Genomic DNA, 20,035 nt, shown 5'->3' with positions numbered 1-20,035 from the left:
AAAAAAATCTTTTGTTTCAGCCTACACAACCTGCACTCCCTGCACTTTTGTGTAGAGTGTGCAGGTTGTGTAGTGCTGGGGAAAACAATTATTTTTCAGTGTATACTACCATGCCTATATTTTTTCTTTCTACAGTGATCCTTTGCTGTCTCAATCGTTCTGTGAAAGTCTTGGCAGAACATGGCCTGTAGCCATTGTCAGCGGCATATATCCGGTATTCAGCAAATAAAGCTTTGTGCGGTAGGTAGTGGGTTAAGGAGGTTTTATAACCTTCATCTTCCAGGAACATGCATACGCTATCAGATTGCTTTTTGTATTCTTCCACCTTTAGGCGTGCGGCCTCGCATTCAGAAAAGCGTTTCTGGGTCAACAACCTGCTTAACCCCTCCAATACCCAGTTAAAGACACCGGAAAGCTCGGCTGTTATGATTTTGCGTGACAGCTCCTTATCCTGTTGATCCTCTGGGATAGTGACATCAAACGGGATGATAAGAAAGCGCCGGAAGTAGGCCTGTGTATGCTCTACTTCCCTGGGTAGTTCGTTACAATTAAAAATCAGTTTCGCGTAATGGGTCATGTTGAAGGCTTGGCCGTATGGTTGCCGGGCTTCTACCGGCTCACCGGATGCCAGCTGTTTGAATATGGCGGCTTCCAGGCTGCCGTTTATCTCACTTGCATAGTTCACCAGCTTATTGGCTAGTTTGGCCCTGTAATAGCCGGTATTATCGGTTAAACTCTGTAGGGAGTAGCTGCATACGTTCTGCGGCCCTAATAAGGCGTTTACTATCTCAAAGAATACTGATTTACCGTTGGCACCGGTGCCGTAAAGCAGCAACGCCTTTTCCAGCTTAAGCACACCAGGATGAATGAACAAATAGCCCAGATATTCCGCTAATACTTTTTGCCGCTGGATATCTGGTAATACTGTGTCCAGGTAACGTTGGAATAATGGTGCCTGCGCATCCTTATTGTAGCTGAATGGGAGCTGATAAGTGATGAAATCATCCCGGCTGAAATTTCGTAGGCGCGTACCATTTGCCCCTATTTCATATGTGCCATTGTGCAGATTAACATAAATCCTGTCATCTGGTAATTTAGGCGATGGCAGGTAGGCCAGGGAAAGAAATTGTTTATACAGATGTTCCCTGAATTGATAATGCCTTCCATTGTATTTATCCACGCCCATTTTCTCCGCTATTTCTCCCAGGAATGCTTTTAGTTCTTCTGCATCTAACAGGCTCCAAAATGCCCCATTATACACGTAAATGAAATCATGGTTTTTGCATAACCCCCAGTTGTTCGTTTTTGCTAGTCTTAACACCTCTTCGATGCATATCACAAGGTAGTGCCGCAGGCTCAGTTTTTTGCGCTTCAGTTCCTGCCGGATAATGGCCTCCTGCTGCATTTTGTCGGCTTCGTCCGGGATGTCTTTTAGTTGTGTAAGTTGTTCACGCAGCTTTGCTACTTCAGGATATATCAGGAGAAGGAAATCTATCCTTTCCGTTTTTTTCAGCAGTTCCTGTAATATATCCTGATGACATAGGGCCGGTGGCGATTTCCTTAGCTGGATGGAGTGATCCCGGATAGATTCAAGTGTGATGGCTGACTTTTCAACCTTAGCAAAACTTAACATGTCCCGATTGGTGAAATCCGGGTTAATTGGTGCATTCTCGTTTGCCATGACTATGCCCCCCGTAGAATTTTATTGCAGTGTATTTGTTTTAGGGAGTCTATTATCTCGCTTCGTTTATACCTGATCCGGGTTCCCAGCCGGTAGCCTCTTATTTTTCCTGTCTTGGTGAAATCCAGCAGGGTAGGTAGGGAGATGCCCAGCATGGTGGCAGCTTCTTTCCGGGTTATCAGTTCAGCATTAACTTTTGTTATTGCTGCTTGTTCCAGGTGCCGGGAGAGTTCAGCGGTTACTGTCTCGGCAATCATCATCCGCAGTTGATCCAGCGGGATGGGGGTTAATACAAAATCGTTTTTCATTGTCACTGTTCTATTGGTTCAGTGCAAAGGAACAAATGAAGTCAAAGACAGTCAATTACCGTAAGTAGTTTGTAACTAGTTAGCTGTATGGTTGGGGTTAATGAGGTTAAATTGAGGATTATATCTTTTAGTAAATACCTTCGCTTCTCTTTCACTTGGCTTTAGGTATTGCGTAAGGCTTTGGGTATTATCGGCGTTTTCTTTTTTGTTTGTATTGGATAAATCAAATGTCTCCGCTAGCGCGTTAACAGTGGCTTGTAGCTCTCCGGGTTGTATCGCCTTTATCCAACCTTTTTTTTCAAGTTCAATTATCAACTCGGCAAACTGTTTCAGATTGCCTTGCCAGCTTAATCGGTGTGTTTTGGTCTTAACTGCCCTTGGGGTTAATAACTGGTGTTTGTAATGATGCAGCGATACAGGTATCGGCCCGTATTTGCTTTCATCAAACAACGCCCTGATATCATCCTCCTTCATGCTGTATTCAGTGCGTATCACCTTTATGATCTGTTTAGAAAAGACAATTCCTGTTTCGAGTAGATAACCAGAAATTGTGACAAGGTCGCCTATGTCACTAGCCAGCTCGTTGGCAGGAATGATCTGTAAATCAGCAATCCCCTGCTTGTATTCCTGGCTGACATGCTTGTCAAAATAGAAAGTGTTCCTGTCACGGAAGATCCTTAATGGTCTGCATGTCCGGCGAAACTCCGTATATAGTTTCAGTAAGAGGAAAAGAAGGTTCTGCGTGTACTGGTCGCTGTTTGCGTATAACAATTGATAACGGATTAGCTTTTTCAGCTCCAATAACAGCGATACTTTCCTGGTGATAAGGTTATTAACATCGGCTTCAATCCCCGGTATATGCATAGGTAGTTCAAAATCTCCGGTGGTGATATTCTTTACCAGTTCCAGCAGGTTACCTGTAAAGCCCTGCAATTCCTTCATCCAATCTTTGGCCTGTTCAAAAGTTTGTTCTATTTGCTCCATCTTACTTTAAAAGATACACTTTCGCTACGCACTGTATTTGCGGGAGAAAAGAGAGGTTTAGTTTAGCTGCTGGAACTAGTAATAGCTAATTGATTCTGTGGGTATTATAGGTGTATTTGATGTCCTTTAAATCGTTAACCTTGCTTGTCATGTCTTTGCTGCCAGTGTTTTTGTAACAATGCCGCGTGTTCTGCAGTCCTCAGCTTTATATACTTCATAAATGCCTTTTCCGACCTGTGGCCAGTGATAGCCATAATAGTAAGTACCGGCGTTCCGGCTAAATATTCATTAGTCGCAAAGCTGCGCCGGGCTGTATGGGTGCTTACCAGCTGCCATTTAGGTAACGTTTCATATTCCTTCTTACCTGCTTTGGTGTAACTAATGGTAACCATCATCTGTAAGCATGGGATCAGGGCGCATACTTCTTTGATATACTGGTTAATCTTCTGGTTGGAAATGGCCCGTGGTAACTGGCCGTTATACTTCTCCTGGAGGCCTTTAATAATAGGATGTATAGGAATGATTACAGGATCAGCTGTTTTCTTCTGTTTGATACTAATAAAGTTCCCCTGGATATGTTCTGCTGATAGCCGGGAGAAGTCGGAAAAACGGAGGCCAGTATAACACCCAATCAGGAATAAATCACGTGCGCGATCTAATCTCAAATCATTGGACAGGTCGTGTGCTGCCAGCTCCTTTAAATCATCTTCATTCAGGTAAATGCTGTCTGTCTCTTCATGTGGCTTGAAAAAGAAATCGCTTTCGAAGTCCTGGCACACTTTAATGCCGGTACTCTGAGCTTCCCGCATTATTGTAATGATCCGCTTAATATGGTCACCAATGGTATTTAGGGCCAGCTTTTTAGTGTGGGTCAAGTATGCAGTATAATCGGCGTGAAATCTTATGTCTACAGTATCAAAATCAATCTTGCGCTTATATACTTTCTGAAACTCTAATAAGTGGTTATAGGTCGTTATATAACCTTTGTTTGTATCCGGCGACGTACTTTTCTTAGTCTTAGGACTGATCCGCGTGCCTTCGGTAGCTCGTTTAATGAATGTATCGTAATAGGGGAGGAAAGAAGGCCGCTCCACCTGTGACTTACCAGTAGCAATATCAAGCAGGCTTTTTAATTGCCCAATAGTCGGAATGATATTGTCGTTATCATTCCTGTATTTACGGTATGTGTTTTTGATAGTGTGTGTTAGCAAATCCAGTCTGGCGTTAAATTCCGGGAACTCGGGAAATAACTTTGAGTTCTTTATTCCTCTTTGTGTTATCGATTCCCAGCAGGCAGGATTAATGCTTTCGGATAGGTAATATTTTAGTGTGTTGCCATCGTAGTGAATTTTGGCAAAGATAGAGCTGGTAAGGGCTTTAGGCCGTTTTAGGTAAAACTTAATATCCATTCTTCACTGATTTCTGGTTAACAAAACAATTTTTGGGGTACGGTTTCGGCGAAGTGCTGCACTTAAAGCCGCTGCCATAGGTTATTTTGGGGTACGGTATGGGGTACGGTTGGGGTACGAAATGGGGTACTTTTTTGCTTTTCGTTACTTTACTTCCCTTTACGTCTCTTTCCTCCGAAACCCTTGCTCCTAAACGAAATTCGCCTGAATCCAGCAAAGCTAAATTCAGGCGAAATATGTTTTCAGTAGCCCGGACAAGAATCGAACTTGTATCTAAAGTTTAGGAAACTTCTATTCTATCCATTGAACTACCGGGCCGGTTCCAATCCATTTTTGGTGGATTGGGTGGCAAAAGTAAGGGAATTAAATTAAATTTTAAATACTTTCTATATCGACTTTTCCGGCAGCCGGGGCATAAATGCCTTCAATCTCATGTTTGTAGCGGTCCAGGATCACTTTACGCTTCACTTTCAGTGTAGGTGTGAGTTCTCCGGCATCTACTGTCCACTCGCGAGGTAATAAGGCAAATTTTTTAACCTGTTCAATATGGTTAAAGAACTGATTATATTTATCTACCGCCTGTTTGAACAAGTCTTTTATCTCTGGATTTTTAACCATTTCCTCGTTGGTAGTCCAGGCAATGCCACGTTTTTCGGCCCATTTCTTCAGGTTACTGAAAGACGGAACGATTACCGCGCCGGTAAATTTCCTGTCTTCTCCGACCACCATGATCTGTTCTATGTATGGAGATTCCTTAAACTTATTCTCAATAGGCTGCGGCGCCACAAATTTACCGCCGGAGGTCTTGAACAGTTCTTTCTTCCTATCGGTGATTTTAAGGAATTTGTTATCGATGATAACGCCAATGTCGCCGGTGTGGAACCAACCATCTTTGATAGCGTCTGCAGTGAGGTCGGGGCGTTTATAGTAGCCAATGGTAATATTAGGGCCCTTACAGAGGATTTCTCCGTCTTCGGCTATGTTTACCTGTACATCACTAATAATTGGCCCTACGGTGCCGAACATACGATCTTCAACAGTATATCTGTTTACACTGATTACCGGTGATGTCTCTGTTAGTCCATAACCTTCCATGATAGGGATGCCAGCAGAAGTGAATATCTTTAACAGGCGTACCTGGCAGGCAGCGGCGCCACAAACGATACACTGGATATTGCCTCCCAGCGCAGCTCTCCACTTGCTGAATACCAGCTTGTTTGCCAGTTTTAATTTAAGATTATACCAGAATCCCTGGTTCTTATTGATATCATATTGCTTACCCAGTTCCACTGACCAGAAGAAAAGGGCACGCTTAATGCCTTTTAATTCCAGGCCGGTAGCCATGATCCGCTCATATACTTTCTCCAGCAAACGCGGTACTGTCGTGAAGATGGTAGGCTTTACCTCTTTCAGGTTGTCACCAATTTTATCCATGTTTTCTGCATAGTAGATCGGTACGCCTGCTGTTAAATACAGGTAGGTCACCATGCGTTCGAAAATATGGTTCAAAGGTAGAAAACTTAATGCCCTGGCTTCCGGATTTACCGGTAGATAAGGCTTGCAGGTGAGCACATTGCTCATGATATTATGATGGCTTAGCATTACTCCTTTAGGAGTGCCGGTAGTCCCTGATGTATAAATTATTGTTACTAGTTCTTCAGGAGAGATATTTTTCTTCACAGCCTCAATCTGCTCATAGTCTTCCTGTTGGCCTAATGCCAGTACTTCTTCCCAATGGCGTGCGCCTTCTACTTTTTCGAAAGTAAAGATTTCACGGATGGTAGGAAATTTATCTCTAGCCTCCAGCACTTTTTCCAGCAATTCTTTATCGTTTACAAAAAGTATCCTGGCTTCTGCATTATTTAGAACGAATTCCAGTTCGTTCTGGCTGATGGTTGGATAAATAGGAGTGAGAACAGCACCCAATTGCTGACAGGCAAGGTCAGTCAATATCCACTCAGGACGATTGGGAGAGATAACAGCGATTTTATCTTTTTCTTCATTTTCCTTTATACCCGCTCTGATACCAAGTCGAAGCAATCCTGAACTAAACTTCATTGCTATCTCACCTACTTCTTTGGTACTTAGTGTCTTCCATTGACCATTAACTTTTTGGGCCAGCATGTCCTGTTTAGGATAATGCTCCAATTGATAGTTAATGACGTCAAAAAGTCGTTGCGGTTGGTCCATTATGCTTTAAATTTTGTTTTGGCTAAATTCTTAATAACGTGTGTGTTGCTGCTTTCCGAGCTTCCCAATTTTTACAGGAAAGTATTTATAATAGCCTTTGAAATATTGGAATACCAGGATTATGCCCCACGTTACCTCAGGCCATACCGGCCAAGGCACTCCATGGAATTTACTGTCTGTCAGAAACCAAACGACCCATAAGGCTGTACTTATCAGCACATACAGGACCAGGTGGGTTTTGAACGCTGTTTTGGCTTTTGTGATATTCCAAAGTCGTTCCTCCCGTTCGTGACTAGTCTCCATATAAATCACAGCTTTTATCTGTAGCGGCTGTTGTATCTAATTTAATGTATTTTATCCGCTTCTCCCAGAAAAATGGTAAAAAATAACACTATCTTACAGCTACTACACTGAAGCTTATATTCACCTGAGATTTAATGAGTTTGTCCTGAAGCGATTTATTGGTGCGGTAATTCATGCCCCATAATGTACGGTCTATGTTGAAGCTGGCCAGGGCAGTGACTTTCTTATCAGAAATCTTAATTTTTGCAGGGAAAGAAATGTTTTTGGTAATGCCTTTAGCAGTGAAATTCCCTTCTATAGTATGGGTGGCATCTCTTAGCGTAATATCGTCGTCCAGGGAAGGGATATAGGGCGTTATAGCAGTCATTTCGAAGATGGCGGTAGGATATTCCGACACATCAAAAAACAACGGGCTTTTCAATTCTCTTTCCAGTTTGTTTTTCATGGCAGTATCGGCGGCAAGGTCAACATTAGCCATGGTATTCATATCAACCACAAATCTGGCAGAGGTAATGGTGGTATCTTCTACATAAATTACCCCACTTACTAATTTCAATGTTCCATGATGTTTGCCTGTGGGCTTGGTACCAATCCAGCCAATAACACTAAGGACCGTATCCGCCTGGTACGCATTCCCATGCGCTGGCTTCACCGCCTGTATCTCCCCGACCTTGGCCTTATCGGCCCTGGGCGCTTCCTGGCAAGCAGCCAGTAATGCGAGCAACAGTAGAGAAATGGTTATTTGTCTGGTCATATATAAATATAACATATTTTGGGGAAAGTCCAGCCCATGGTAGAGCCGGACTCCCTCAAAAAAGTTATTCTGCCAGCTCTCTGTTGCCCACCCAAACAAAGCGTTTCAAAATAAACTCCTGATTGGTGAAGCTTGCATTACCAGCAGGATTACCACCAGTAACATGGAAATCAGAGAAAGCAGCATGCTGATTTACCCAGATGAAACCAGTCAGGTTAAAGGAAACAGGTGTAAACACACTATTCATCTCATCGATGATCTGTTCCTTCACTTTAGGATTCGTTGTATAGGCCGCACAGGTAATAGCTCCGTGCTTTTCAGCCATATGTTTTGCCAGCTGAATAGAATGTGCAGTATCCTTGGTTTTTACCACCAGTACTACCGGCCCAAACAGCTCTTTTTCATAAATGTTATTATCTGCACTGCTCACCTCAATTATAGTAGGGGTAAATACACGTGCATTTGAAAATTCTTCATTACTGATTGCTTGTCCCTGTAAAACGACTTTACCACCCAATGCGCCTGCATTTTTTGCACGCTCCAGTGTTTGTTCGTTTTGTACAGCACCGAGTGTGCCAGCACCCATCTTAGGATTGTTGACCAGCCCTTCTACAGCCTCTTTGAATTTTGTAACTACCTCATTGAAACTCACATTTCCGTGGCTGATTTCAATGCCATGCTCCGGAATAAAGAAGTTCTGCGGTGCAGTACACATCTGACCTGAATATAAACTCACAGAAAATGCCAGGTTCTGAATTACCGCATCCAAATCTTTGACGCTGTCAATGATAACAGAGTTTACACCCGCTTTTTCGGTAAAGACAGTTTTGCCTTTCAGCGATTCTACATAATCACCGAATGCACTGCCACCAGTGTAATCAATTAGCTTCACTGCAGGATTTTCGCAAAGTTCTTTTGTGATCAGGTGATCAGAACTATCTACTGCCAGCTGGCAAATATTTGGTTCATAACCAGCTTCTTCCAGCACTTGTTGAATGCAACTAACGGCAATGGCTATAGGAAGAATAGCTTTCGGATGAGGTTTGACAATAACGGTATTGCCAGCAATCAGGTCAGCGTATATGCCTGGGAGTGAGTTCCATACCGGAAATGTGGAACAGCCGATTACAACGCCAATACCTTTAGGCACAGCTTTAAAAGATTTGTTCAGCTTCACACTGGCTTTACCCATAGGTTTTTCCCAAAGGATATTACCCGGATATCGCTGTAGTTCTTCAAAACCAGCTGCAATGGCTTCCAATGCTCTGTCATTGGCATGAGGGCCGCTTGCCTGAAAGCTCATCATATAGCTTTGGCCGGTGGTATGCATGGTAGCATTGGCAATATCAAAGAAGTGATCTTTAATACGGTCCAGGGTTTCAGTCAGTACAGCGGCTCTTTCAGGAACGGCTACTTTTGCCCAGGATTTGCCAGCAGCTGCTGCTTTGTTGATCAGGTCATTCACGGCAAATAGAGGATAGGTAACGCCTAATACTTCGCCGGAATAAGGAGATACTTCTTCGCCTACCCATCCGGTTTCGCCAGTCTGGATCAATTGTTTGAAGGGTTTCCCCAACATTTGCTGATAGCTCTGTGCGCCGATAGCATGGGCTTCGTCGCCATAAGCTTTAGGGTGTTCCGGATAATGCGAGAAAAAAGTCCTGTCCTGGTTGGCCTTTACTGCATTGTTAATTGTGTTTTGGTGTTTAGCAACAAGCATATTTAGATTTTGTGGTTTTCGGAAATTAGTATCCCGGATTCACCAACGAAAACTTCCCATCATTATAATACTCGTCCGGTCTTGGTTTGAACTGATTGTTACGTTGGTATTTAGTAAACGAATCGTATTCCTGTTTGTGAAGGTTAATCCAGGCTTTATAGCCGGCCTGGCTTACTGCCGGGCCAAACAGCCATTGGTTATATGATTCAAACATTCCCTCACGCAGCATTCTGCGTTGGAAATCGAATAATGCAAATGGATACTTTTCGGCATTGTTGCTGTCCCAGTCAAGGATAAACCTGGTACGCGCCATGATAAGCCCATCCAGGTCCACGCCGCCGGTAATAACACTCAGCTGCTTACCCAGCGACTCCTTATATGCCTGTGCAAAGCCATTGTTACCTTTGCTTTTTCTCTTCCTGTCGTCATCTGGAATCACAGTGTTTATAAGAGAGGGGTCATTAAACAGACGCTTATAAGATTCCAGCACAATGATCCTGATCTCTGCAGTACGCGTACTGAAACTCTCCATATTCATGAATTCCTCTCCATAAATAATGCACCACATCGGATCATTGCTATAATAGTAGGTTTTAGTTGCATTGTAATAATTGCCGGGGAAAGTAGGGTCTTTTTCAATACCCTTCAACCAGCTGCCCAGTGCAGCATCAAACATCTTAAAGTTCATCTGCAGGTTGCCGTTATCATTATATAACTCACCACTTTCAGGGAACTTCTTTATCGCGCGCTCATAGATTTTCTGTGCTGCTTTCCATTCTTCCCTGCCTACGTAGATATTGCCAGCTATCTGGTATACCTGAACATCGGCCTCTTTGTTGTTCAGTAAAGGATCTATAATGGTTTTGGCTTTATTCAGGTCTCCCCTGAGATACCAGGTATACCCCAATTGCTTCTTATACTCAAAGTTGTCAGGGTCCAGCTGTAAGGCCTGGTTAAAAACTAGTACGGCATTAGAGTAATCTCCTGTACGCTGAAAGCCGGTAGCTGTATTGAAAAGCTCCTTGGCATCCTGCCCAAATACTGTTTGAGAAAATAATACTCCCGCTATAAATAATGTTTTCAATAAAGAAGACCTCATATGCATTCCTGTCTGTCGTTTGTTGTAAAAGTAAGGAAAATGGGGTAATGTGCCACTGATCTAGCGGCGGGGATATTTTTTTATATTTATTGTATGTGGATTAGATGTTATATGATGAAGTGTATGTGTTTTTTTTATTATAAATAGATGTTGCAGGTAAACGCTTATATACAAAAAATGCAATCAATGCAGTGGCCACTCCCAGCATAGCTATCTGTATTTCCGAGAGACGGTAAATCATCCAGGACCATTCTTCTGCACTCATCAGATTCACGGAAATCATTAGCACCAGGTTAAAAATAAATGTCCAGATCAGGTTATAACCACAATTGCCTGTTCTTTTTAACAGGTATAATCCGCAGAGATAATGTGGTATAATTATGAGCAAATATGCAGGTCCCATACTTGTTATCATGAACAGCAGACCTCCCAGAAAAGTTATTGGAAACGAATATCGCTGTAACAACCCATCATAAATTATTCCATATAGAATTAATGTAGGGAAACAGGTGCAAAACAAGTGGTAGGGAATGTTATACCAAAGGTTACTATCTGCCTTAAATGCCATCACCTCTGCTAGGCCATTGCACACATCTAATCCCAGTCGCACACTTACCACTGCCAGGAACATGGTACTTATTATTACAAATCCCAATAATGCTAACAGGGTAGTAATTTTCGGTGTATAAATATGAAAGCGAAATTCCGGTTCATATTTTTTCTTTCTGCTGTATATGTAAAGAGGAAAGACCAGGTACATGGCGGCAGAAGTGGCATAAATGGCAAAATTGTTTGCATACTTAGCAGGGTCCATATTGAGGTCGGCTAGTAAATATGCCGGCACCCAGATAACAGCCAGAATTAATACTGATATCAATCCTAGCCACGCGGTTTGCCCAAAGGAAGGATAGACCTTCCTTGCCTCTTCGTCAAAAATAGATGGCTCAATACTTTTCATCGGGGATTTTTCTAATTGAGAAATATGATATACCGGTAACGTATATACGTTTATGCCGCTTTCCCCTTTTTGATTGCCGATGCTCTCCTTATAACTGGAATAGCAAATAAGGCGGCACCAAGCAGACAAAATAATATATTTATTGGTTTTTGATCTCCCATGAAATGTAGCTGAGGCCATGACCGTTTGATTTCAGGAAATACGATGGCAACAAAATAAGTGGCTATGCAAAATACGATAGGATAGGTCATACTTTCCAGGTAGTAGTATAACAGGCCGCAGGTGGCAGTCCAGATAAAAGCTGGTATTACAGCGCTTGGAAGAACGGCTCCAATACTTAATAATAAAGCTCCTAAGAATATTGCCTTGGAAGGCTTATAGTTTTTTAGCAGGCCATCCATCAATATTCCTACAGTAATGAAAACAGTACAGGCAATGTCTACGGCTGAACTTAGTACCATCCAGATGGTATTGGTAGTCGGTTGAAATAGATCATAACTCTCTGTATTTCTATCCAGTCTTAAGAAATTAAGCGTTCCATCTACTGCACAGGCCAGATAGATGCTAGCGATGAAAATACCTGTAGCCAAGCTAATATTAATTTTAGTGAATCCAAATAAGCGTGGTGCAGGTGTCGATTGCCGGTGCTTCCAATATACGAAGCCGTTGAACAATAAGAAGAATACAATATTGCACGGCCACTGATATGATGCTAATGCATCAGGCATCTGTGCGATATTTTTTTTACTGGTGATCATCGCAATGACCAGCGGCGTAAACGCAACGAGGGCAGCGCCAAAATAAACCAAGGGTAAAATCCATAACTGTTTAATATTAGGATATTGGAGAGGTCTGGTTTTCTCATCATACAAAACCTCATCATTGAAGATTGTTTGCTCTTGTTTTGATTGCATAGGGACGACAGGTATAATAGAATAAAAAAGTCCGCCAATGGCGGACTTTAAATGTATAAATCTATTTTGGATTGTTGATCTAGATAAGATGTGTGATAAGCCCATCTCTTAGCTTCGGTTCAAACCAGGTGCTTTTCGGCGGCATTACATTGCCACTATCCGCGATGTCGAAGAGTTGCTGAATCGTAACGGGGTAGAGAGCAAAGGCGACTTTCATTTCGCCGCTGTCTACACGTTTTACCAGCTCTTTCAGGCCACGTATACCGCCAACGAAGTCGATGCGTTTATCAGTACGTTGGTCTTTAATTCCGAGTAATTTATCCAATATATTATTGGAAAGTATGGTTACATCCAGGATGCCGATAGGATCGGTGGTAAAAGTACCTTCTTCCGCTACAAGCCGGTACCATTTTCCATGGAGATACATGGTGAATTCATGTAGGGTGGCTGGCTGCTGTGGCAGATGACCAATTTCTTCTACGTTAAATTCATAATCCAGATTGGAGAGGAATGCTGCATCGCTAAGGCCGTTGAGGTCTTTTACCACACGGTTATAGTCCATGATAGCCAGCTGGCTGGCCGGGAAGATGGTGGTAAGGAAATAATTTACCGGATCGTCTACTGACTTTATTTTCCCTGCTGCCTGAAATTCTTTTTGTACCAGACTCGCTGAGGCCGCGCGGTGGTGGCCATCCGCAATGTAGGTGGCCGGCACTTTCTCTGAAAACAGGGTAGTGATATTTTTCACTGTTAATGGCGTATTAATAACCCATATACTGTGCTGGATGCCATCTTCAGCGGTAAAGTTATAAACAGGTGCATGATGTTCCTGCCATTGGTCAATGATGGCGTTTACTTCGGGTACATCATTGTAGGCGAGGAAAACGTTTCCTGTTTGCGCTTCGGTAGTTTTGATATGATTGATTCTGTCAAGTTCTTTATCTGGGCGGGTAAATTCGTGTTTCTTGATAATACCGTTATTATAATCATCAACAGAGGAAACGCATACCAGGCCTGTTTGTGACCTTCCATTCATGATTAGCCTGTAAATATAATAGCAGGGCTCATCATCCTGAAATAGGGTTCCGTCTTTAATGAATTGGTGCAGGTTTTCTGCTGCTTTTTCATATACCTGCTGGCTATGGGTATCGATATTGTCTGGAAGGTCTATTTCTGATTTAGACACATGATAATAGGAGTGTGGGTTGCCAGCGGCTTCTTGTTTCGCTTCAGCGGAGCTGAGTACATCATAAGGCCTTGCAGCTACTTGTGCTGCTAAATCTGTTTTCGGCCTTAATCCTTTAAAGGGTTTGATAATAGCCATAAGAATAACTGTGTATGATTACTAAATATAGCAATAAATAGCCAGCAAGGGGGAGTGGGGCGGAAAATAAAAAAAGCCGTCTCTACTTAGTAGAAACGGCTTTGGTTTTGCCTGTACGAATGCCTTGCGGTTTAGATTAGGCTTTTTTCAGGCTGAAATATTTCATGGCTTCTACCATTACTTCTACGCTTTCATAAGGAAGCGCGTTGTACATGGATACGCGGAAACCGCCGGAAAGACGATGTCCTTTGATGCCTACGATATCTTCTTTCTTACAGAATTTCAGGAACTCTTCTTCCATTTCTGGTTTGTCCATGATAAAGCATGCATTCATTTTACTGCGGTCTTCTTTCACCACAGTGCCACGGAATAGTGGATTGTGGTCGATTTCATCGTACAGTAATGCTGCTTTTTTATCGTTTATTTTTTCGATAGCAGTAACGCCGCCTTGCTCTTTGAGCCAGCGGAGTGTGAGCATAGAAATGTAAACGGCAAATACCGGCGGGGTGTTTAACATGGAGCCATTCTCGATATGATTTCTGAAGTCGAGGATGGAAGGAATGTTACGGGTTACTTTTCCGAGCATGCTTTTGCGTATAGCTACCATGGTGGCACCAGCGGCGCCCATGTTTTTCTGTACGCCTGCATAGATCAGGGAATACTTGTTAAAGTCCATACTGCGGCTGAGAATATCAGAGCTCATATCCGCCACGATTGGAACATCAGTTACAGGAGTCATCTGCCACTGGGTACCATAGATGGTATTGTTAGTGGTAATATGCAGATAGCTTGCCTGCGGTGGAATTGTAAACTGTTTGGGGATGTGATTGTAGTTGCTTTCTTTGGAGCTGGCAATAACATCGGCATAACCGAATAATTTGGCTTCTTTAATTGCCTTATTGGACCAAACGCCGGTATCTACATAGGCAGCAGTATTACCATTCTCCAACAGGTTCATTGGCACCTGCATGAATTGGGTGGTAGCGCCTCCTTGTAAAAACAGCACTTCAAAGTCGTCATCTAGTTGCATCAGTTCCCTTACCAGGCTACGGGCTTCCTCCATCACCGCCATAAACGGTGCTGTTCTGTGACCAATCTCCAGTATAGACATTCCCGAACCTTCGAAATCGATTAGGGCTTTGCTGGCTTTGTACAATACCTCGTTAGGTAATACAGAAGGACCTGCGTTAAAATTGTGCACCTTCATGTTGCGATCTAGATTAAATTCATTTTTTGATCTTTCCACTTTGTTTTGGTTTTTCTAAGGAAACGGAAAAAAAACGGCACGGGTGTTAAAACCTGTAAGGCGCGTGGTGTAGGATATGCTATAATAGCTGCGCGACAAAGATAAAATATCTTTTTATATTTTTTGGCGCTATTTATTTCTGCTTAATGATGAGTGAATGGCCAATTACTCTGATCTGCCCTGCATTTGCCCTTGCTGCCATTGCAATTGCAAGTTACTGAATTCGGTTAATTCTATCGTAGTCAGGTTGGTATGTGTAAGAGAATCCAATGATGGCTGACCCGCATTGACCCATGCAGTATACCAGCAGCTAGCCACCGCATGTATAGCCTGTTTCATTCTACGTTCCACCATGCCATTCAATTGCTCGTTATACGCTCTGGCATAACCTGCCGCATAATTCCTGATGAGTTTACCATTGCGGTCTTCATACGAGTAACGCCTGGAAGGATCTGTACTGGCAGATAACCGCTTTTCCAAAGTAAGCACTGTGTCTGCGGCCATACCGCTCTCTGTTATCACCTGCCAGAAATAGGGCTGTAGCCGTGGAATGTAAGTTGCCGTGCCAGCCCAGTAATCAAAAGTCTTATCCGCCAACAATTCCGGTATCCTCGATTCCCAGAGGCCATGAATGCCTTGTTGCTGCGTCAGTTGGCCATTATGATTAGAACAGGCATGCAATGGTACATGCCCATCTGCAATGTAGTGGCCAATCTCCGCTGACTTCCTCAATATGCTGTATTGGTCTCTTTCGCGGAAAGCCTTTGTCAGCATAGCCATCATCTTTTCAAGGTACCAGGGTAAAATTCCTGTTCGCTGCAAAGAATCATAGGAATACTGTGCCAGCGCCGCTTTCCAGTCGCGAGGAATATGCTGGTAAGGAGGCCTGTCTAATACATCAATATCCAAGTAATGCCTTGGCGCCTCCGCAGCCACTGCATAACGGCGCTTGTCCGGATCTGTAGCATGACGTGTAATAAAATCAATGTTCGTCTTGTAAAGCTTCATCATGGCCGGTGGTAAGCAAAATACGGCCAATCTGTTTATCCGCTCATGTGCAAAAAAGCCCCAGGCAAAAACATTGCAATAAAATAATAGTAATACAAGCGTAAGTAAACTACGTGTAGACATATGGGTTAACATTTAACGGGTTATTTGGGATAACTAAGTTAAACGTTTACTGCATATAAAAACGAAGGCCAGGAATATTTTCCTGGCCTTCAAATTTTTTTAGATGTTGGTAACACCCCCGCTCACGGCAAATTTCATCGCATCACCCGCGGAAATATTTGTCAACTGTTTCACCTTTCGTTTAGGTACCATAAATACCTTACCTGTAATAGCGTAAGCATGAGGTACATACACTGCCATATAATCTTCCAGTCCAAAACTACTCACATCTGGCTGTGTAATAAATCCCATCTCCCACACATCTTCTCCATATATCTGTACCAATACAGGATGATCAAATTTCTTCTTCTCCCCAACAAATGCATCAAATACATCCTTGATAGAGGTGTAGATATATTTGATAAATGGCGTACGCTCTAGTAAATGGCTGAATAAATCGAAAATACGGCCAATGATAAACGAAGAACTCAGATAGCCTACTGTTACAATCAAAAGTAACACCAGCACAAATCCTACTCCCTTAAATCGAAGAAAGCTATATGGCGCCTCTCCTGGAATTAAATCCCTGGGAATCAAATTGTCTACCGTCATGAATGCCCAATATATCGTCAGGGCAGTAATACCAATCGGCGCCAGGATCAGTAATCCCTGAAAAAAATAACGCAGTAAACGCGAGGCAAATACTTTAAATCTAAGCTTTGGCGACATGGTTAATAATTAAGCTTGCAAATTACTCAATAATGATGAATGCAGTTGCTTTTTACAATCCCTTAATATGTGTTATAACATATGAAAAAATATTACTGGAAACTTTGGTAGTTTAAAAAGTTTCCATAGTTTTGGTATGCATACGCAACGCTGTTAGCACCAAATCTATCATATGGAAGTACATGAACGCATTATGGAAACAGCGTTTAACCTGTTTCGCCAATTCGGTACAAGGTCCATAACCATGGACGATATCGCGGAAAAAATGGGCATCTCCAAAAAAACACTTTATGCTCATTTTACGGATAAAGACGACCTGGTATTTCAGACCATCTCCGGATTTATTATGCAGATTCATAAAGAATGTCATGCCGATAAACAAAGGTCAGCTGATGCCATAGAAGAAATGTTCCTGGTAATGGAAATGATCGATAACAGACTAAGAAATATCAACCCGGTTATTATCCATGATCTACAGAAATTTCACGCTAAAGCATACCAGGTCTTTCTTGACTATCAGCAAAATGATCTCGTGGCAATGGTGCGGCAGAACCTTGAAAGAGGAAGAGAGGACGGGCTTTATCGCCCGGATATAGATATCCGTATCCTGACGAATTACCGTGTGAACAGCTGTATGCTCTGCTTTCAACCAGCAGCATTTCCAGGCGAACACGATATGAACAAAGTGCAGAGGGTATTGCTGGAGAATTTTTTATACGGAGTGGCTTCCCTCAAAGGATATAAACTCATCGAAAAGTATAAACTAGTATCGCAAAACATATAAACTATGCTACTCTTTTACAGGCTCACCTGCTTATCTCTAGTGGTGTGGCTGATTCCTTTCGCAACGATCCATGCACAACAGCAGGTATCACCGGAGCCCATCCGGCTGTCTGCCAAAGACGCTGTTGAATATGCACTGGCAAACCAGGCTACCATCAAAACAGCCAAACTGGATGAACTCATTCAGCTGGCCAAAAATAAAGAAGTAAGTGGAATGGCACTCCCTTCCATCAATGGTACCGGCCAATATCAATATAACCCTATCACGCAGAAACAACAGTTTAACCTGAAGAACTTTGGGCTGCCCGTGGATTCCTTTACTGTAGCCTCTTTCCAGCTGCCGCAAAATCTCATGGGGGAAGTTCGCCTCACGCAAACGCTGTTCGATCCTAGTGTACTCGTTGCCCTGCAGGCACGTAAAACACTGGAAGCATTGGTAGTTAAAAACGTTACCAAATCTGAAATAGATGTAAAAGAAAATGTCTATAAAGCTTACTACAACGTCCTCTCCGCCAATAAAGCATTGAATATCCTCTCTGGTACCATCCACACCATGGAGAAATTACTCAATGAAACCAGTGAGATCTATAAAAATGGATTAGTAGAAAAGCTGGACGTAGATCGCCTGCGCGTGCAATACACCAATCTCCAGACAGAACAAACCAAACTGGTCAATCTCATGGAGCTCGGTACTGCTGCCCTCAAATTTCAAATGGGTATGCCTCTGAAACAAGGTATAACGCTAACGGATACACTCTCTACCGAACAGATCGTTTCTGATGTCGCCAACCTCGATAAATTCAACTACAACGAACGTATCGAATACCAATTGCTGGAAACCCAGAAAAATGCATACGAATATGATCTGAAAAGATATAAACTCAAAGGCCTGCCTTCTTTACAGCTGTTTGCTGCCACCGGCGCCCTGAGAGGTAGTAATAAATTCGATTATTTCCAGAACCAGATGTGGTACGGATATCTGAATACCGGCCTCAATTTATCGGTTCCCATCTTCACCGGATTACAACGCCGCCGCCAAGTCGATCAGGCTGAATTGCAAGTGAAGAAAGCAGATGTTCAGATAGATAACCTGAAACTCGCCATAGACCTGGAAAGGGAACAATCTGGATCTACTTTCAAAAACAACGTACTCACCTTACAAGCCCAGGAAAAAAATATGGCCCTCGCTGAAGACGTATACGCCACCACTCGCACTAAATATCGTGAAGGCGTTGGCTCCAGCCTGGAAATGAGTACCGCCGAAAGTGATCTCCTTACTGCTCAAAACAATTATTTCACCGCGCTTTTTAACGCTATCGTTGCTAAGATAGAACTGCTCAAAGCTTACGGTAAACTATAAATCTTTTCATCTCCTTCTATATGAATACGAAACATTATTTTCTGTTGCCGCTCATCACTGTTACCATAGCTGCCTGCGGCGGACATTCGGACTCTAAAGCCGGAAAGGAAAAAGAATTACAGCAACTGAAAGCGGAGAAGGTTAAATACCTCGATGATGTCAATAAAAAAATCGCAGCACTGGAAAAAGATCTGGGCGTTAACGATAGTGCAAGAGTAAAAGATGTAGTAATCTCTCCGGTAGAAGCCTCCCTCTTCGAACACTATATCGATGTACAAGGTAGTGTAGACGCACGTGAAAATGTGAACGTTTCCGCCAGAGTACCTGGTATTATCACCGCTATCTACGTGAAAGAAGGACAGGCAGTAGCCAAAGGACAAGTACTGGCACAGGTAGACGACCAGCTCATGAAAGCAGGCATCGCTGAACTTCATACACAACTGGAACTCGCCAATACTTTATTCTCCAAACAACAGAACCTCTGGAATCAGAAAATAGGTTCTGAACTGCAATACCTCAACGCAAAAAATAATAAAGAATCGCTGGAGAAAAAACTGGCTACCATGCAGGATCAAATGGCACAAGCACGTATCATCGCTCCAATCAGCGGTACTGTTGATGCGGTTATCGCCAAAGTAGGTGATAACGCTGCTCCAGGCGCTCCTGCTTTCCGCGTAGTAAATGCTAATAACCTGAAAGTAAATGCCAGCGTAGCTGAAGCCTATGCAGGCCTCGTAAGAACTGGTGGCCCGGTAATCTTAAACTTCCCGGATATCCAGAAAGAAATCCGCACCAATATTGGATTTGCTAGTCGCACCATCGATCCGTTAAGTCGCACCATCAACGTAGAAGTGCCACTGAAACCAGATCCAGCACTGCGCCCTAACATGATCGCACGAATCCGTATCATCGACTACAGCGCTAAATCTGCGGTCGTGATCCCTGTAAGTGTTATCCAATATGCCAGCGGTAAACCTTACGTTATCACCGCGCAAAATGAAAATGGTAAAACCATTGCCAAACGCAGAGATATTGAACTGGGCAGAACATACAACGATAAGGCAGAAGTCAAAACCGGATTGCAGGCTGGCGACAAAATCGTTACCACCGGCTTCCAGGGACTCAATGACAACGATCTGATTAAATCCTAGGCCACTGCTAAT

18 protein-coding genes and 1 tRNA gene are annotated in these 20,035 nt (G+C 42.9%); 3 read left to right on the top strand and 16 right to left on the bottom strand.

What is annotated here, in order from left to right:
* Nucleotides 1-88: 88 nt before the first annotated feature.
* The 16 genes from ACE38W_RS20285 to ACE38W_RS20210 form a co-directional block, all read right to left on the bottom strand.
* Entirely contained in the window at nt 89-1,681 is a 1,593-nt protein-coding gene (locus tag ACE38W_RS20285; protein ID WP_375833886.1) for a phage/plasmid primase, P4 family, read from the bottom strand.
* A 2-nt stretch (nt 1,682-1,683) separates the two neighbouring features.
* Nucleotides 1,684-1,989: a helix-turn-helix domain-containing protein gene (locus ACE38W_RS20280; protein ID WP_375833884.1), complete on the bottom strand. Its 306-nt coding sequence runs from the start codon at nt 1,987-1,989 to the stop codon at nt 1,684-1,686.
* A 75-nt stretch (nt 1,990-2,064) separates the two neighbouring features.
* On the bottom strand, nt 2,065-2,973 hold the full coding sequence (locus ACE38W_RS20275; RefSeq protein ID WP_375833882.1) for a hypothetical protein: 909 nt from the start codon (nt 2,971-2,973) through the stop codon (nt 2,065-2,067).
* Nucleotides 2,974-3,107: 134 nt separating this feature from the next.
* Nucleotides 3,108-4,382, bottom strand: coding sequence for a phage integrase SAM-like domain-containing protein (locus tag ACE38W_RS20270; RefSeq protein ID WP_375833879.1), 1,275 nt, complete (start codon nt 4,380-4,382; stop codon nt 3,108-3,110).
* A 246-nt stretch (nt 4,383-4,628) separates the two neighbouring features.
* Nucleotides 4,629-4,700 (bottom strand) — tRNA-Arg (locus tag ACE38W_RS20265).
* A 57-nt stretch (nt 4,701-4,757) separates the two neighbouring features.
* Complete coding sequence (locus ACE38W_RS20260) at nt 4,758-6,572, bottom strand: AMP-dependent synthetase/ligase (protein WP_375833877.1); 1,815 nt, start codon at nt 6,570-6,572, stop codon at nt 4,758-4,760.
* 30 nt (nt 6,573-6,602) lie between these two features.
* On the bottom strand, nt 6,603-6,875 hold the full coding sequence (locus ACE38W_RS20255) for a 2TM domain-containing protein (RefSeq protein ID WP_375833874.1): 273 nt from the start codon (nt 6,873-6,875) through the stop codon (nt 6,603-6,605).
* Nucleotides 6,876-6,963: 88 nt separating this feature from the next.
* Nucleotides 6,964-7,629: a YceI family protein gene (locus tag ACE38W_RS20250; protein ID WP_375833871.1), complete on the bottom strand. Its 666-nt coding sequence runs from the start codon at nt 7,627-7,629 to the stop codon at nt 6,964-6,966.
* A 64-nt stretch (nt 7,630-7,693) separates the two neighbouring features.
* The gene (gene paaN, locus ACE38W_RS20245; RefSeq protein ID WP_375833868.1) at nt 7,694-9,349 is read right to left on the bottom strand and encodes a phenylacetic acid degradation protein PaaN; all 1,656 of its coding nucleotides are present in this window, start codon (nt 9,347-9,349) and stop codon (nt 7,694-7,696) included.
* Nucleotides 9,350-9,374: 25 nt separating this feature from the next.
* On the bottom strand, nt 9,375-10,448 hold the full coding sequence (locus tag ACE38W_RS20240) for a tetratricopeptide repeat protein (protein WP_375833866.1): 1,074 nt from the start codon (nt 10,446-10,448) through the stop codon (nt 9,375-9,377).
* Between the two features lie 100 nt (nt 10,449-10,548).
* A complete protein-coding gene (locus ACE38W_RS20235) occupies nt 10,549-11,406 on the bottom strand; it encodes a hypothetical protein (protein ID WP_375833864.1) in 858 nt (285 codons plus the stop codon).
* Nucleotides 11,407-11,456: 50 nt separating this feature from the next.
* Nucleotides 11,457-12,425, bottom strand: coding sequence for a hypothetical protein (locus tag ACE38W_RS20230; protein WP_375833862.1), 969 nt, complete (start codon nt 12,423-12,425; stop codon nt 11,457-11,459).
* Complete coding sequence (locus ACE38W_RS20225; protein ID WP_375833859.1) at nt 12,400-13,644, bottom strand: DUF1015 domain-containing protein; 1,245 nt, start codon at nt 13,642-13,644, stop codon at nt 12,400-12,402. Before ACE38W_RS20225 ends, ACE38W_RS20230 begins: the two co-directional genes overlap by 26 nt.
* A 136-nt stretch (nt 13,645-13,780) precedes the next feature.
* Nucleotides 13,781-14,851 carry a 3-phosphoserine/phosphohydroxythreonine transaminase gene (serC, locus tag ACE38W_RS20220; protein WP_375833857.1) on the bottom strand — a complete coding sequence of 357 codons (1,071 nt, stop codon included), beginning with the start codon at nt 14,849-14,851 and terminating at the stop codon, nt 13,781-13,783.
* A 204-nt stretch (nt 14,852-15,055) separates the two neighbouring features.
* Nucleotides 15,056-16,021 carry a zinc dependent phospholipase C family protein gene (locus ACE38W_RS20215; RefSeq protein ID WP_375833854.1) on the bottom strand — a complete coding sequence of 322 codons (966 nt, stop codon included), beginning with the start codon at nt 16,019-16,021 and terminating at the stop codon, nt 15,056-15,058.
* Nucleotides 16,022-16,120: 99 nt separating this feature from the next.
* Nucleotides 16,121-16,729: a DUF502 domain-containing protein gene (locus tag ACE38W_RS20210; RefSeq protein ID WP_375833852.1), complete on the bottom strand. Its 609-nt coding sequence runs from the start codon at nt 16,727-16,729 to the stop codon at nt 16,121-16,123.
* Nucleotides 16,730-16,901: 172 nt separating this feature from the next.
* Here ACE38W_RS20210 and ACE38W_RS20205 point away from each other — a divergent pair, with 172 nt between their 5' ends.
* From ACE38W_RS20205 to ACE38W_RS20195, 3 genes are read left to right on the top strand one after another with little or no spacing between them, the layout of a single operon-like run.
* Nucleotides 16,902-17,513, top strand: a complete 612-nt coding sequence (locus ACE38W_RS20205; protein WP_375833850.1) for a TetR/AcrR family transcriptional regulator — start codon at nt 16,902-16,904, stop codon at nt 17,511-17,513.
* 3 nt (nt 17,514-17,516) lie between these two features.
* Nucleotides 17,517-18,872 (top strand): TolC family protein, encoded by a 1,356-nt coding sequence (locus tag ACE38W_RS20200; protein ID WP_375833847.1) that lies wholly within the window; start codon nt 17,517-17,519, stop codon nt 18,870-18,872.
* Nucleotides 18,873-18,892: 20 nt separating this feature from the next.
* Nucleotides 18,893-20,023, top strand: coding sequence for an efflux RND transporter periplasmic adaptor subunit (locus ACE38W_RS20195; protein WP_375833845.1), 1,131 nt, complete (start codon nt 18,893-18,895; stop codon nt 20,021-20,023).
* Nucleotides 20,024-20,035: the final 12 nt, after the last annotated feature.

The sequence above is a fragment of the Chitinophaga sp. Hz27 genome (assembly GCF_042263525.1).
Classification (GTDB): domain Bacteria; phylum Bacteroidota; class Bacteroidia; order Chitinophagales; family Chitinophagaceae; genus Chitinophaga.
Note: the sequence above shows the minus strand (reverse complement) of the source record. Positions and strands in the feature narration are given on the sequence as shown.

Bases quoted from the DNA above. Each gene is read 5' to 3' on its own strand.
- ACE38W_RS20285 (WP_375833886.1), bottom strand. From the start codon at position 1,681: ATGGCAAACGAGAATGCACCAATTAACCCGGATTTCACCAATCGGGAC.
- ACE38W_RS20280 (WP_375833884.1), bottom strand. From the start codon at position 1,989: ATGAAAAACGATTTTGTATTAACCCCCATCCCGCTGGATCAACTGCGG.
- ACE38W_RS20275 (WP_375833882.1), bottom strand. From the start codon at position 2,973: ATGGAGCAAATAGAACAAACTTTTGAACAGGCCAAAGATTGGATGAAG.
- ACE38W_RS20270 (WP_375833879.1), bottom strand. From the start codon at position 4,382: ATGGATATTAAGTTTTACCTAAAACGGCCTAAAGCCCTTACCAGCTCT.
- ACE38W_RS20260 (WP_375833877.1), bottom strand. From the start codon at position 6,572: ATGGACCAACCGCAACGACTTTTTGACGTCATTAACTATCAATTGGAG.
- ACE38W_RS20255 (WP_375833874.1), bottom strand. From the start codon at position 6,875: ATGGAGACTAGTCACGAACGGGAGGAACGACTTTGGAATATCACAAAA.
- ACE38W_RS20250 (WP_375833871.1), bottom strand. From the start codon at position 7,629: ATGACCAGACAAATAACCATTTCTCTACTGTTGCTCGCATTACTGGCT.
- paaN (WP_375833868.1), bottom strand. From the start codon at position 9,349: ATGCTTGTTGCTAAACACCAAAACACAATTAACAATGCAGTAAAGGCC.
- ACE38W_RS20240 (WP_375833866.1), bottom strand. From the start codon at position 10,448: ATGAGGTCTTCTTTATTGAAAACATTATTTATAGCGGGAGTATTATTT.
- ACE38W_RS20235 (WP_375833864.1), bottom strand. From the start codon at position 11,406: ATGAAAAGTATTGAGCCATCTATTTTTGACGAAGAGGCAAGGAAGGTC.
- ACE38W_RS20230 (WP_375833862.1), bottom strand. From the start codon at position 12,425: ATGGGCTTATCACACATCTTATCTAGATCAACAATCCAAAATAGATTT.
- ACE38W_RS20225 (WP_375833859.1), bottom strand. From the start codon at position 13,644: ATGGCTATTATCAAACCCTTTAAAGGATTAAGGCCGAAAACAGATTTA.
- serC (WP_375833857.1), bottom strand. From the start codon at position 14,851: ATGAAGGTGCACAATTTTAACGCAGGTCCTTCTGTATTACCTAACGAG.
- ACE38W_RS20215 (WP_375833854.1), bottom strand. From the start codon at position 16,021: ATGTCTACACGTAGTTTACTTACGCTTGTATTACTATTATTTTATTGC.
- ACE38W_RS20210 (WP_375833852.1), bottom strand. From the start codon at position 16,729: ATGTCGCCAAAGCTTAGATTTAAAGTATTTGCCTCGCGTTTACTGCGT.
- ACE38W_RS20205 (WP_375833850.1), top strand. From the start codon at position 16,902: ATGGAAGTACATGAACGCATTATGGAAACAGCGTTTAACCTGTTTCGC.
- ACE38W_RS20200 (WP_375833847.1), top strand. From the start codon at position 17,517: ATGCTACTCTTTTACAGGCTCACCTGCTTATCTCTAGTGGTGTGGCTG.
- ACE38W_RS20195 (WP_375833845.1), top strand. From the start codon at position 18,893: ATGAATACGAAACATTATTTTCTGTTGCCGCTCATCACTGTTACCATA.